Source organism: Dyella thailandensis, from assembly GCF_050749815.1.
In the GTDB taxonomy this organism is placed as follows: Bacteria; Pseudomonadota; Gammaproteobacteria; order Xanthomonadales; family Rhodanobacteraceae; genus Dyella_A.
Window position 1 is genome coordinate 1,083,586 of record NZ_CP192735.1, and the last position, 13,325, is coordinate 1,096,910.

Consider the following 13,325-nt stretch of genomic DNA (forward strand, 5'->3'; position numbering starts at 1 on the left):
GGGGCGCCCTCCATGTCCGACATCCAGCAACTGGTCTACGCCAGCCGCGCCACGTTCCAGCCCACCGACAACGGTGGCGGCGTGGAGCCGGAGGTAGCGCGCATCCTCATGCAATCACGGCGCAACAATCCGCGCCGCGGCCTGGTGGGCGCGCTGTACTACGGCGACGGCTGCTTCTTCCAGTGTCTGGAAGGCCCGCCCGGTGAGATCGACACGCTCTATCAGCAGCTGATGAAAGATCCGCGCCACCGCGACCTCACCGTGCTGCGGCGACAGTTCATCGGCGCCACCTCGTTCGCCGGCTGGTCGATGAAGTACGTGCCGGCCGCCACCGACGTGCAGACGCTGCTGGCGCTGCACGGCAAGGATCGCTTCGATCCGTACCGCTTCGACGACGAGCTGCTCGAAGCCATGGTGACCCTGCTGCACCGTCGCAGCGACGGGGATGATCTCAACCCGATGCCCGCCACCACGGGCGCGCGCCCCGGCAAGCCGGTGCCCGCGCTGCAGCCCGCGGTTCGCCGCCGCAGCCTGGCCACACGGTTGGCGTGGGTAGCGCTGGCGGTCGCCGCGGTGGCGGTGGTAGCGCTGCTGCTGCGCTGAGTGCGTTCAGCCCACCAGGTTGCCCGGCACCGGATGGCGAAAATCCTCCGGCGTCAGGTTCTGGGTGAGCCGGAACACGCCTTCGTGCACCTTGCGCGGCAGCACCACGTCGAGCACGGTGCTCTGGTGGGGGCCGAGCGCGGTGAGCAGGTCGTCGGCGGTGGCGCTGGCAGCCAGTGCGTGGTGCACCAGGCCGGCGAGATCGGCCGGCTGCACGCGGGCGCCGTAGGGGCGATGCGGCAGCACAGCGGGGCGCAGCGTCTTGCGCGGATTGCGCGGGTCGGCCACGCGGGCGTCGCCGGCCAACAGGCTGTAGTTGAGGAATAGCGACACGCTGCTGCGCTGGTGCGAGTTGGCCTGGCGGTCGATCAGGAATCCGGGCGGCAGCAGATCCGCGCTCGGCGGCAAGCCGGCAGTGAGCAGCAGGCCGGCATCTTTCAGTGGCTCACCCGCTTCGTCAGTGAGGCGCACGATGAGCAGGCTGCGCGGATCGTGGATGTGCACGCGTGGCGCGAACGGGCCGGCCGGTTCCAGCTCCACCTTGTCGGCATCGCGCTTGGCGTTTTCGCCATCGAAGGCATCGCACAGGCGGGCGTAGTCGGCGGCGCTGCGCACGGTGAGGCAGCGCAGGATGGCGTCGATAGTGGCCGGCTGCGCACTGGCCAGGATGCCCTGGGAGGTACCCGAGTGCGCCGCGCCGGGGATCAGCTTGAACGCGCAGCGCGGGCCGCGGGTGAGATAGAGCGAGAGCGCGTCGATGCCGCTGCCGCGGCTGTCCTGGGTGCTGAGCACGGCGTGCTGCGCGTTGAGGTTGGCGGCGGCCAGGCGCACCACGCCGTCGGAACCGTCTTCGCCGGTGTAGCTGTTGAGATGGTCGTAGAGCGAGCGGTCGGGGCGGTCGCCGATCAGCACGAACGGAAACTGGCCGGCTGTCACCGGGTCGCCGCCGTGGATGCGATCCAGGTTGAGCGAGATCGAGGCCGCGCTGCCCAGCTCCAGCCAGTCCAGGATGCGCTGGCCCGGTTCCACGCCGTCGAACCAGGCTTTCAGCCGCCCGATCACGCCCTTGCCGAGTTGCGCCAGCGCTGAGCCGAAATTGGCCGGTGCGAGCATCACCAGATGGGTGAGGCGGATCGTGCTGTAGCGGCCGGGTTTGTCGCGCTGCGCGCGCAGCCATTCGCGCACCACCGGCCCGCCGGTGGAGTGGGTGATGCAGGCGAAGGAGGGTTCCAGCAGGTGCAGGTCGCGCAGCGCGTGGTCGAAGGCGCGGACCAGGTCGTCCATGGTCACCGCGTCGTCGAAGCTCACGTACTCGCTGAGCCAGAGGTCGCGCAGGGTCAGCGGCAGACCCAGCGTGGCAGCCTGTTGCTGCAGGCGCTGCGGCATCTGGCCGTAGGTGGCGGTGCTGGTGACGCTCCAGCCGTGGACGAAGACGAGGGTGCTCATCGGGCCGCTCCGTGTCCTGCACCCGTGCGGGTGCCCGGCCGATGCTACGCCGCCCGATGGGCGACGGTGTGACGACTCAGTCGGCGGCCAGACGGGCGCCGGGCGCGGCGGGGTCGGGCGTGCCGTGGCCGATCAGTTCCAGCGTCTGGCCCCACGGGGTCTGCACGTCGATGCGCACCAGGCCGCCGTCGCCGCGGGTGCCGGCGGCGTGGTCGCCGATCACAGCCACATGCTGGCGCTGCAGCCAGCCCAGCGCGGCGTCGACGTTCTCGATGCGCAGTTGCAATACCGGGCGGCCGGCGGCCGGCGAGTTGCCCTGCACGATCTCGACGATCGCGCCCTGGCTGCATTCCAGCAGCGCGCGATCGGCCGACACGTCCAGCGCATCGCAACCCATCACCTGCGTGAGGAAGCCCGAGGCCCGCGCCACGTCGGGAGCGGTGATGCTGGCGTAGTCGCTGGCGCTTTGGCCGAACGCCGCCTTCGGCATGCCAAAAGCCAGCAGCAGCGCCAGCCACAGCATCCCTCCGAGCCATCCACGTTGGGTCACGACACGCCACCTCTCATCGACATGGCCGATAAGTGGTCACGACATGCGGTGTTTCCAGAGGCGATTCGGTGCTCGCTGCGTTTCCCGTTGCGAACGCTGCGCCAGGGCATGGCGCCGTCACCTTGGCTTCCGCGGGCCGGCCACCTAGGCTTCGCGTTTTGCCGGAGGCGACGATGAGTCTGACCGTGCTGGGAATCCTGGTGTTGCTGGCGGGCGGCCTGGCCTGGCTGGGCTGGCGCCGCAGCAGCGCCGCGGTGCTGGTGCTGACACTGGCCGGGGTGGTCGCGGTGGGCGATGGCCCGCTGACCGGCTGGATGCTCGGCCGGCTGCAGGCCGGTTACACCATGGAGCCCACCGCGGCGTGGGCGCAGCGCAACGTGATTCTGCTGCTGGGCGCCGGCACCGTGCGCAACGCGGGCGGGCAGGCCGAGCCGCCGCTGTACGGCTACGGCCGCATCGCCCGCGCCGCAGCGCTGTATCGCCAGTGCCATGCCGCCGGAGGCGACTGCAAGGTGCTGGCCAGCGGCGGCGATCCTCTGCACAACGGGCACAGCGAGGCGGCGGTGTACGGCGATCTGCTGCTGGCGCTGGGCGTGCCGGCGGCCGACCTGATCCTGGAGCAGCGCAGCCTCAGCACCTGGCAGAACGCGCAGTTCAGCCGTCCGCTGCTGCTGGCCTATCAGCCGCAACGGGTGCTGCTGGTGAGCTCGGGCCTGCACCTGCGGCGCAGCCTGCTGTACTTCGCGCATTTCGGCGTCCGGCCCGAGCCGGTGCGCGGCGACCTGGTGCGCGCGGTGCCCTCGTGGCTGCCGCAGGCGTGGAACGCGGCGTTGTTCGACGCGGCGCTGCACGAGTACATCGGGCTGGTGCGCTACCGCGTCTACAACGCGCTGGGCAAGAATGCCCCGCCGATCACCGCGCCGCTGATTCCCGCCACGCGCTGAGCGCTCAGCCCTCGCGCATCACCATCAGGCGCACTTCGGTCATGTCCTCGATGGCGTAGCGCACGCCCTCGCGGCCCAGGCCGGAGAGCTTCACGCCGCCGTAGGGCATGTTGTCGACGCGGAAGCTGGGCACGTCGTTCACCACCACGCCGCCTTGCTCCAGCTCGTCCCAGGCGCGCATGGCGTGGTCGAGGCGGTTGGTGAAGATGCCCGCCTGCAGGCCGAAGTCCGAATCGTTGACCCGCGCGGCCGCCTCCTCGAACGTGCGGAACGGGGCGAGCAGGGCGAACGGGCCGAAGGCCTCCATGCGGTTGACCCTGGCCTCGCGCGGCACGTCTTCCATCAGCGTGGCCTCGAGCATGGCGCCCTCGCGCTTGCCGCCGCACAGCAGCTTGGCGCCGGCCTGGCGGGCCTCGGCGATCCAGCCGTGCAGACGCTCGGCGGCGGCCTCGTCGATCATCGGGCCGAGGAACACGTCTTTCTTCTTGGGGTCGCCGGCCTTGAGCTTTTTCACCGCGGCGACCAGCTTGCGCTTGAGCGCGTCGTACACGTCCACGTGCGCGTAGATGCGCTGCACGCTGATGCAGCTCTGGCCGGACTGGTAGAACGCGCCGAACACCAGTCGCTCGACCACGTGATCAAGCCGGTCGCCCTGGTCGGCGTCGACGATGCAGGCGGCATTGCCGCCCAGTTCCAGCGTGACCTTCTTGCGGCCGGCGCGGGCCTTCAGCCCCCAACCGATTTGACCGCCGGTGAACGAAAGCAGCTTGAGGCGCTCGTCCTCGACAAGCGGCGTGGCGTGGGCGCCGTCCAGCGGCAGGATCGAGAACGCGCCCTTCGGCAGATCGGTCTCGGCCAGCACCTCGCCGATGATCAGCGCGCCGATCGGGGTCTTCTCCGAGGGCTTGAGCACAAACGGGCAGCCCGCCGCGATCGCCGGGGCGACCTTGTGCGCCACGAGGTTGAGCGGAAAGTTGAACGGCGTGATGAAGCTCACCGGGCCCAGCGGCACGCGGCGGGTGTAACCGCGATAGCCGTCCAGGCGAGCGGCCAGTTCCAGGTTGATCGTCTCGCCGTTGATGCGCACGGCTTCCTCGGCGGCGATCTGGAAAGTTTCGATCAGCCGGGTCACTTCGCCGGCGGCGTCCTTGATCGGTTTGCCGGCCTCGATGCACAGCGCGCGGGCCAGTTCGTCCCTGCGTGCCTCGAAGCGCGCCGCGCAGTGCTGTAACACGGCCTGGCGCTGCCACGGCTTGAACGCGCGCATCGCCGGCGCCGCCTGCACGGCCGCGGCGATGGCCTTCTCGGTGGCGCGAGCATCGGGCACCGCCACGCGGGTGGCGATCTTGCCGCTGTACTTGTCGCGCACGTCCAGCATCGTCTTCGAGGACTGCGGGCGATTGGCCAGGTAGTAGGGGTAGGTCTTGGCAAGCATGGCAACTCCCGGAAGCGACCGGTGATGATGATTCGGGCAGTGTCGGGCGGCGGGCGTGGTGCGCGCGTGGACGGCGGCGATCAGTCGCCCGCGCGGGCCGGCAGCTCGCCGTCGGCGAGGCGGATGCGCAGCGCGTCGCCGTCGTTCACCTCGGTGGTGGAACGCAGCACCTTGCCGTGCGCATCGAACACGATCGCGTAGCCGCGATCGAGCGTGGCCAGCGGGCTCACCGCGTGCAGCGCACGGGCGGTCTGGCCCAGCGTGAGTCGCTTGCGTTCCAGCATGCGCGCGAAGGCGCGGCGCAGGCGCGGATCGAGTTCGGCCAGTCGGCGCGCGAGCAGGGCGAGTCGATGGCGCGGATGCTGGGCGAGCAGGCGGCCGTGCAGTTGCTCCAGCCGGCGGTCGCGCCGCTGCTGACCGACCGCGCCGGCGGCGAGCAGCCGGCGATGCAGGTTCACCAGCCGCTCGCGATCGCGCGCCAGGCGGGCCTGCGGACGCTGCGCGTTGAGTCGGGCCAGCAGGTGATCCGCCCGCTGTGCCAGCGTGTGCTGCCGGCGCTGCTGCACGGTGGCGATGCGCTGACTCAACAACTTGAGTTGGCGCGACAGGTGCGCCGCATCGGGCACCAGCAGCTCGGCCGCGGCCGAGGGCGTGGGCGCGCGCAGATCGGCGACGAAGTCGGCGATGCTGAAATCCACCTCGTGCCCGACCGCGCACACCACCGGCACCGCGCTGGCATGCACGGCGCGGGCGACGACCTCGTCGTTGAACGCCCACAGGTCTTCCAGCGAGCCGCCGCCGCGGGTCAGCAGCAGAGCGTCGTAGCGGCCGCTGGCCGAGGCTTTGCGCAGCATGGCGACGATCGCTGGTGGCGCTTCCTTGCCCTGCACGGGCACGGGCAGCACGTCCACTTCGAGCAGCGGCCAGCGTCGGCCGAGCACGCTGAGCACGTCGCGAATTGCCGCGCCGGTGGCCGAAGTGATCACGCCGAGGCGGCGGATGTAGCGGGGCAGCGGACGCTTGCGCGCGGGATCGAACAGGCCTTCGGCGTCGAGCTTGGCCTTGAGCGCGTCGAACGCGCGGCGCAGGGCGCCTTCGCCGGCCGGCTCCATGGCTTCGGCGACCAGCTGGAACTCGCCGCGCGGCTCGTACAACCCCACCTTGGCGCGCACCAGCACCTGCATGCCGTCCACCGGCTTGAAGGTGAGCCGGCTGCTTTTCATCTTGAACATGGCGCAGCGCACCTGGGCGCCGGCGTCCTTCAGCGTGAAATACAGGTGGCCGGAGGCGGGGCGCGCCACGTTTGAGAGTTCGCCCTCGATCCACACCATCGGCAGCGCGTCCTCCAGCAGGCCGCGCACCAGCCGGTTCAACGTGCTGGGAGTGAGGATGCGGCGCGGTGTGGCGGCGTCATCGTCGGACGCCGGGCCACGTCCGGAGAAGGGATCGAAGGCAGACATGAGCGCGCGAGGTTAGCACGAAGGTGACGCGCAACATGCGCTTGCGCCGCGACCTGCGCGCGACTTCTCACGCAGGTTGCGTAAACAGCTGATTAAGATGGGTAAATGCAGCTCAGTTCGCGTCGTCGTCGTCCTGCCGGCGGCGCTGCCGCGCCTGCCGCGTGCGCCATGCGCGCACCGCCAGATTGAGCGCGAACCAGGCCGATAGCAGCGCCAGCGGCCAGGCGATGATCGCCGGCCACAGCGCGGCCACCACCGCCAGCACGGTCAGCGCCACCGTGCCGATCACCAGCGGGCTGATGTCGGTATCGCCCAGCACGCGCCGGTCGGTGAGCACGGCGCCCACCGAGTTGGCCAGGCGCAGGGCGCTGGCCGCTGCCCGGCCGGAGCTGCCGTTGCCGCCGCGCGGCCGCCGCGCCGCACGGCGCAGCTGCGCGGCCGGATCCTCGCCCGAGCGCTGCACGCGCTCGCCACGCAGGCGGCGCCGTGGCGCCAGCACGATCTCGGTGGCGTTGCCCAGGTCGGTTTCGTATTGCTCGGCGAGCTGCCGCGCGAAGCCCTGGTCTTCCACCGCCACGTCGATCTCGCGGTTGCCCAGCCAGCTGGCCACATTGAGATTGGATGAGCCCACCCGCGCCCAGATGCCGTCGGCGACGGCCGTCTTGGCGTGGATCATCGAGCCGTTCCACTCGAACACGCGCACGCCGGCCTTGAGCAGCGGGCGGTAGCCGGAGCGCGACAGGCCGGCCACCATCGGAATGTCGCTGCTGCCGGGCACCAGCAGGCGCACGTCCACCCCGTCGCGCGCGGCGGCTGCCAGCGCCTGCACGTACGGCGCCACGCCCACGAAATACGCATCGGTCAGCCATAGCGTCTTGCGCGCCATGGCGGCGATCTGCTGATCGAGCCGGTACAAGCCGGCGGTGGACGGTTCGGTGGCGATCACCCGCAGCGACACCTGACCCGGCGGCTCATGCAAGGCTTCGGCGGGCCAGCGCGGCAGCGGTGCGCCGGTGCCGGCCCAGCTGCGGCCGAAGGCAGCTTCCACTTCCGCGACCGCAGGCCCGCGCAGCGCTACGCCGGTATCGCGCCACGGTGCGACGCCGCGTGACGGGTCGCCGAGCCACTTCTCGCTGATGCACACGCCGGACAGAAAACCGAGTTCGCCGTCGACCACCAGCACCTTGCGGTGGTCGCGGCTGATCCAGCCGAACGGCCGGCCGAGCTGCGGGCGGTTGAATACGCGGACCTGGCCGCCGGCCTCGCGCAACGGTTTCCAGAACGCCGCGCCGGATTGCCCCAGGCAACCGACCCAGTCGCACACCACCGCCACGAACACGCCGGCCAGCGCGCGCTCGACCAGCGCGTCGCGAAACGCGCGGCCCACGCTGTCGTCGCGGATGATGTAGTTCTCCAGCAGCACCCGCTTGCGCGCGTGGCGGATCGCCGCCAGCCAGCGCTGGTAGTGCACGGCCGCGTCGATCAGCAACTCCACCGCGTTGCCGGTGAGCAGGGGCGCGCCGGCTGCGCGGCTGAGCGCCTGGGCAGCGATGAGGCGATCCGGGCGGGAGGTATCCAGGGGAGATGAAGCCATCGGGCGAGTCTAGGGCATGCGTCGTGAAAGACGCTTCTGGCATGATCCGGCCATGCCACTCCAGCAGCGATACACGGACACGACCGCCTGCGCGCAAGTCATCGCCGACCGGCTCGGTCCGGACCTGCGCGTGGCCGCCCCGCTGGGCCTGGGCAAGCCGCACGACCTGCTCAACGCCATCTACGTGTTGATCGCCGCCCAGCCGGCGCGCTCGCTCACCCTGTACACCGCGCTGTCGCTGACCCGGCCGGCCCCGAAGCCGGGGCTGGAAGCGCGTTTCCTGGGGCCGTTCCTGGCGCGCCATTTCGGCGAAGATGCGGTCGACCCGCAGTACGCGCTCGACCAGGCGCGCGATGCGCTGCCGCCGAACGTGGCGGTGCACGAGTTCTACATGCAGTCCGGCGTGATGCTGCACTCGGGCAGTGCCCAGCGCAGCTACATCAGCCAGAACTACACCCACGTGGCACGCGACCTGGCCGTGCAGGACATCAACCTGCTGGTGCAGCTGGTGGCGCGGCGCGAGACCGCCGAGGGCGTGCGCTACAGCCTGTCCAGCAATCCCGATCTCACGCTGGATTTCCTCGACCGCGTGGTGGCGTCGGGCCGGCCGCGGCCACTGTGTGTGGCGGTGGTGCATCCGGAGCTGCCGTACCTGTCCGGCAACGCTGAGGTGCCGCAGGACTACTTCGACATCGAGCTGGCGCCCGAGCACTCGCCGCCGCTGTTCGCGCTGCCGCGCCAGCCGGTGGCGACCGCCGAATACGCGCTGGGTCTGCACGCCAGCGCGCTGGTGAAGGACGGCGGCTGCCTGCAGATCGGCATCGGCGCCCTGTCCGATGCGCTGGTGCACGCCCTGTTGCTGCGCCAGCGCGAGAACCTCGCCTGGCGCGCCGCGCTGGAGGCGCTGGACAGCGGCTACGTCACCCACACGCTGGCGCTTTCGCTGGGCGGGATGGAGCCGTTCCAGCGCGGCCTCTACGGCGCCAGCGAAATGGTGATGGACGGCTTCATGCACCTGCAGCGCGGTGGCATCCTCAAGCGCCGCGCGTGGGACAACCTGGCGCTGGAGCGCGCTGCGGCGATCGGTCGGTTGCCGGCCGATGCGCCGGGCGGGCACTACCTGCGCGGGGCCTTCTTCCTCGGCTCGCGCGAGCTGTACCGCTGGCTGCACGAGACGGAGGCAGCGGATCCGGACGCGATCGACATGTGCCGCGTCTCCAACGTCAACCAGCTCTATGGCGATCACCAGGTGCTGGCCAGCCTGCAGCGCCGCGGCGCGCGCTTCTTCAACACCTGCATGATGGCCACGCTCACCGGCGCGGCGGTCTCCGACGGCCTGGAAGACGGCCACGTGGTGAGCGGCGTGGGTGGCCAGTACAACTTCGTGGCGATGGCGCACGAGCTGCCGGATGGGCGTTCCGCGCTGCTGCTGCGGGCCACCCGGGAAGGGGCGCACGGCACCGAGACCAACATCCGCTTCAACTACGGAGCCACCACCATCCCGCGCCACCTGCGCGACCTGTTCATCACCGAGTATGGTGTGGCCGATCTGCGCGGCAAGACCGACGAGGAATGCGTGGAGGCGATGCTGTCGATCTGCGACGCGCGCTTCGTCGATGCGCTGGCCGCGGAGGCGAAATCGCACGGCAAGCTGCGCGCCGATTTCGTGGTGCCCGAGGCCTGGCGCCAGCACCGTCCGGAACGCCTGGCCGAAGCGCTGGCGCCCTTGCGCAAGCGCGGTCTGATGCCGACGTTTCCGTTCGGTAGCGACTTCACCGAAGTCGAACAGCGGCTGCTGCCGGCACTGGGCTGGCTCAAGACCAACAGCCGCACCTGGCGTGGCAAGTGGCGCCTGTTGCGGGCCATCGCCCGGCCCGGCGAAGCCCGTGCCAACGAGCGTGAGGCGCTGGCGCGCATGGACCTGGAGCATCCCGTATCGCTGGCCGATCGCCTGCAGCGGCGCCTGCTGCAGGCCGCGCTTCGCCACGCTGGAAACTGAGCGTCAGGTGCCGGCCAGGGGTACGGAGACGGTGAGGCAACTGCCGCGTCCGGGGAGCGAGCGCACCTGCACCGGCGCGCCCAGGGTCTCGGCCGTGCGCCGCACGATCCATAGTCCCAGCCCCAGCCCTTCGTTGCGCGGGTCGGCCTGCTGAAAGGCGCCGAACATCCGCTCCGCCTGGGCCGGGTCCATGCCGATGCCGGTGTCGGCCACGGTGATAACAGCATGCTGCCCACGCCGGCGCGCGCCCAGCAGCACCGAGCCATGCGACGTGTACTTGACCGCGTTGCCCACCAGGTTGCCCACCAGCGCCGACAGCAGGGCGCGATGACTGTGCACCACCAGGGAGCTGGCCACCGTGCGCAGTCGCAGCCCTTTCGCTTCGGCCTGGCGTTGCCAGCGTTGTGCGATGGGATGCAGCACCTCCTGCAGCGGCAGGTCGCCGAGGGTCGGCAAGGCCACGGTGCCCTGGCTGCCGGCCAGCGCAGCGAGGTCGTCGAGCTGGTTGCCGACCTCGATCATCGCCGCCTGTGCCGTCTGGACCAGTTGCGCCGGATCGGCTGCATCGCCACGGCGCAACTTTTCGAGCGCGTAGACCGCTGCGCGCAGCGGCGTGCGCAGATCGTGGCCGGCGATCGCCATGAGGCGACCGCGGTACTCGTTGGAGGTGCGCACCAGGCCTAGCGCGTGGTCCAGTTCGAGCTGGCTGCTCACTTGCCGGGCCAGCGCCCGCAGGCGATCCAGCTGATCGGCATGAAGCTGGCGGGGATAGTGATCGAACACGCACAGCGCGCCGAGCGCGGTGCCGTCGGAAGCGCGCAGCGGAAAGCCGACGCAGTAGCGCAGCGGCGGGTGGGCCGCGCTCAGGCGGCTGCCGGCGAAGCGCGGATCGCGCTGAGCATCGGCCACGATCAGCGCGTCTTGCTGCCGTGCGGCGTAGTCGAAGAATGTCTCGCTGTCCGGTACGCGGTCTGCGCGCATTCCCCAACGGCCGATGCAGCGCTGGCGTTCATCCTCGACCAGGCCGATCAGGGCCGCCGGGGTCTGGCACAAGCCTGCCGCGATCATGGCGGCGTCGTCGAAATCGGTTCGCGGTGTGGCGTCGTGTCCGGAGCGGTCGAGTCCTTCGACGCGCGGTGCATCGGCTGGCCGCCCAGCGGCCGGGGCAGTGGGGGAGGATGACTGGGTCATGACAGGGCCGACGCTATCGCCGGTGATGCGTGCGTGACGTGAGCGTCTGCGGGTGACGCGTTACGCAGCGTTTACGGATCGCCGCGGCGCGGTGGGAGCAGGGGCCTTCGGTTATCCTTGGCGTTTCGCCGCCAACCCTCGCGGCAAGCGCACCTCCGAGCCCCATGAGCGAACTTTCCCGACCCGCCCCGCGTCCCGCCGAAGCCGAACCGCGCCGCCCCAGCGTGGGCGTGCAGATCGGCAAGGTCACCGTCGGCGGCGGTGCACCCATCGTGGTGCAGTCGATGACCAACACCGACACCGAGGATGCGGCCAGCACGGCGAAGCAGATCGCCGAACTGGCGCGCGCCGGCTCCGAGCTGGTGCGTATCACGGTGAACACGCCGGCCGCGGCCACGGCCGTGCCGCATATCCGCGACCGCCTGGCGATGATGGGCGTGGAGGTGCCGATCATCGGCGACTTCCACTACAACGGCCACCAGTTGCTGGAAGCCGAGCCGGCCTGCGCCGAGGCGCTGGCGAAGTACCGCATCAACCCCGGCAACGTCGGTTTCGGCAAGAAGAAGGACGCGCAGTTCGGCGCGATCATCGAGAAGGCCATCGAGTACGGCAAGCCGGTGCGCATCGGCGCCAACTGGGGCTCGCTGGACCAATCCATGGTCGCCATGCTGATGGACGAGAACGCGCAGCGCGCGCAGCCATGGGACGCCTCCCACGTGGCGCGCGAGGCGCTGATCCGCTCGGCGCTGGATTCGGCCGCGCTGGCCGAGAAGATCGGCTTGCCGCGCGAGCGCATCATTCTTTCCGCCAAGGTGTCCGGCGTGCAGGAGCTGATCGCCGTGTATCGCGATCTCGCCGCGCGCGGCAACTACGCGCTGCACCTGGGTCTCACCGAAGCCGGCATGGGCTCCAAGGGCATCACCGCCTCGGCCGCTGCACTCGCCGTGCTGCTGCAGGAAGGCATCGGCGACACCATCCGCATCTCGCTCACGCCGGAGCCGGGCGCCTCGCGCACCGGCGAGGTGATCGTGGCGCAGGAGCTGCTGCAGACGATGGGTCTGCGTGCCTTCACACCGCTGGTTACCGCCTGCCCGGGCTGCGGCCGCACCACCAGCGAGTTCTTCCAGGAGCTGGCCAAGGTGGTGCAGGAACACGTGCGCGAGCAGATGCCGCTGTGGCGGGTGAAATACGACGGCGTGGAAAACCTCACGCTCGCCGTGATGGGCTGCGTGGTGAACGGGCCGGGCGAATCCAAGCACGCCAACCTCGGTATCTCGCTGCCCGGCAACGGCGAGGCACCGGCCGCGCCGGTGTTCATCGACGGCGAAAAGGCGATGACGCTGCGCGGCGACAACATCGCCCGCGAGTTCATCGGCATCCTCGATGAGTACGTCGAAACGCACTACGCCGCACGCGCCAGCTGAGGCGATGACCGGCGATCCGGAAGCGTCGATCCTGCGCGTGTGGCACGGCCACGCGGCGCCGTGGACGCGGGCGGTGCGCGAGCAGGCGATCGCCAGCCGGCAGCTGGTGACCGACGCGGCGATCGTCGAGGCGGTGCTCGCGCGGCAACCGCAGCGGGTGATCGACCTGGGCTGCGGGGAGGGCTGGCTGCTGCGTGCGCTGGCCGCGCACGGCATCGACGGCCTGGGCATCGATGCGGTGCCGGCGCTGGTCGATACCGCCCGCGCTGCCGGCGGCGGGCGCTTCATCACCATGGATTACGCGACCATCGCGGCCGGCTCGCTCGACGAGCGCGCCGACATCGTGGTGTGCAATTTCTCGCTGCTCGGCGAGGCGTCCGTCGACCGCTTGCTGGCAGCGATACCTCCGCTGCTGACGCCGGGTGGCGCGCTGCTGATCCAGACGCTGCATCCGTGGAGCGCCTGCGGCGAGGCGGACTATCGCGACGGCTGGCGCGAGGGCTCGTGGGTCGGCTGCGGCGAGGGCTTCGGCGAAGCAGCGCCGTGGTACTTCCGTACGTTCGCCGGCTGGATGCGCAGCTTCAGCGCGGCCGGGCTGGTGCCGGCATCGATGCGCGAGCCGTTGCATCCGCACAGCGGACGGCCGGCGTCGGTGATCTTCGAACTGGTGCCGCGCTGA

General features: G+C 70.5%; 11 protein-coding genes. 5 read left to right on the forward strand and 6 right to left on the reverse strand.

Going from position 1 to position 13,325, the window contains the following annotated elements:
• The first annotated feature begins 12 nt into the window (after window positions 1-12).
• On the forward strand, window positions 13-603 hold the full coding sequence (locus ACQVBX_RS05035) for a BLUF domain-containing protein (RefSeq protein ID WP_431636837.1): 591 nt from the start codon (window positions 13-15) through the stop codon (window positions 601-603).
• A gap of 6 nt (window positions 604-609) precedes the next feature.
• Here ACQVBX_RS05035 and ACQVBX_RS05040 read toward each other — a convergent pair whose 3' ends face one another.
• Together ACQVBX_RS05040 and ACQVBX_RS05045 are read right to left on the reverse strand one after the other, a co-directional pair.
• Window positions 610-2,049, reverse strand: a complete 1,440-nt coding sequence (locus ACQVBX_RS05040) for a phospholipase (protein WP_431636839.1) — start codon at window positions 2,047-2,049, stop codon at window positions 610-612.
• Between the two features lie 76 nt (window positions 2,050-2,125).
• Window positions 2,126-2,599, reverse strand: a complete 474-nt coding sequence (locus ACQVBX_RS05045) for a VOC family protein (protein ID WP_431636841.1) — start codon at window positions 2,597-2,599, stop codon at window positions 2,126-2,128.
• A 173-nt stretch (window positions 2,600-2,772) separates the two neighbouring features.
• On the opposite strand from ACQVBX_RS05045, the gene ACQVBX_RS05050 reads away from it, so the two are divergent.
• A complete protein-coding gene (locus ACQVBX_RS05050) occupies window positions 2,773-3,543 on the forward strand; it encodes a YdcF family protein (protein WP_431636843.1) in 771 nt (256 codons plus the stop codon).
• 4 nt (window positions 3,544-3,547) lie between these two features.
• Here the strand turns inward: ACQVBX_RS05050 and ACQVBX_RS05055 are convergent, their stop codons facing one another.
• The 3 genes from ACQVBX_RS05055 to ACQVBX_RS05065 all read right to left on the reverse strand — a co-directional run bounded on the left by ACQVBX_RS05055 (window position 3,548) and on the right by ACQVBX_RS05065 (window position 8,032).
• Window positions 3,548-4,978, reverse strand: a complete 1,431-nt coding sequence (locus ACQVBX_RS05055; RefSeq protein ID WP_431636845.1) for an aldehyde dehydrogenase family protein — start codon at window positions 4,976-4,978, stop codon at window positions 3,548-3,550.
• An 80-nt stretch (window positions 4,979-5,058) separates the two neighbouring features.
• Window positions 5,059-6,438 carry an exodeoxyribonuclease VII large subunit gene (gene xseA, locus ACQVBX_RS05060; protein WP_431636847.1) on the reverse strand — a complete coding sequence of 460 codons (1,380 nt, stop codon included), beginning with the start codon at window positions 6,436-6,438 and terminating at the stop codon, window positions 5,059-5,061.
• A 112-nt stretch (window positions 6,439-6,550) separates the two neighbouring features.
• Window positions 6,551-8,032, reverse strand: coding sequence for a phospholipase D-like domain-containing protein (locus tag ACQVBX_RS05065; protein WP_431636849.1), 1,482 nt, complete (start codon window positions 8,030-8,032; stop codon window positions 6,551-6,553).
• 52 nt (window positions 8,033-8,084) lie between these two features.
• Here ACQVBX_RS05065 and ACQVBX_RS05070 point away from each other — a divergent pair, with 52 nt between their 5' ends.
• Window positions 8,085-10,031: an acetyl-CoA hydrolase/transferase C-terminal domain-containing protein gene (locus tag ACQVBX_RS05070; RefSeq protein ID WP_431636851.1), complete on the forward strand. Its 1,947-nt coding sequence runs from the start codon at window positions 8,085-8,087 to the stop codon at window positions 10,029-10,031.
• Between the two features lie 3 nt (window positions 10,032-10,034).
• Here the strand turns inward: ACQVBX_RS05070 and ACQVBX_RS05075 are convergent, their stop codons facing one another.
• Window positions 10,035-11,099, reverse strand: coding sequence for a sensor histidine kinase (locus tag ACQVBX_RS05075; RefSeq protein ID WP_431636853.1), 1,065 nt, complete (start codon window positions 11,097-11,099; stop codon window positions 10,035-10,037).
• Window positions 11,100-11,386: 287 nt separating this feature from the next.
• Here ACQVBX_RS05075 and ispG point away from each other — a divergent pair, with 287 nt between their 5' ends.
• Complete coding sequence (gene ispG / locus ACQVBX_RS05080; RefSeq protein ID WP_431636855.1) at window positions 11,387-12,646, forward strand: flavodoxin-dependent (E)-4-hydroxy-3-methylbut-2-enyl-diphosphate synthase; 1,260 nt, start codon at window positions 11,387-11,389, stop codon at window positions 12,644-12,646.
• Window positions 12,606-13,325 carry a class I SAM-dependent methyltransferase gene (locus tag ACQVBX_RS05085; RefSeq protein ID WP_431636857.1) on the forward strand — a complete coding sequence of 240 codons (720 nt, stop codon included), beginning with the start codon at window positions 12,606-12,608 and terminating at the stop codon, window positions 13,323-13,325. The genes ispG and ACQVBX_RS05085 overlap by 41 nt, the downstream gene beginning before the upstream one ends.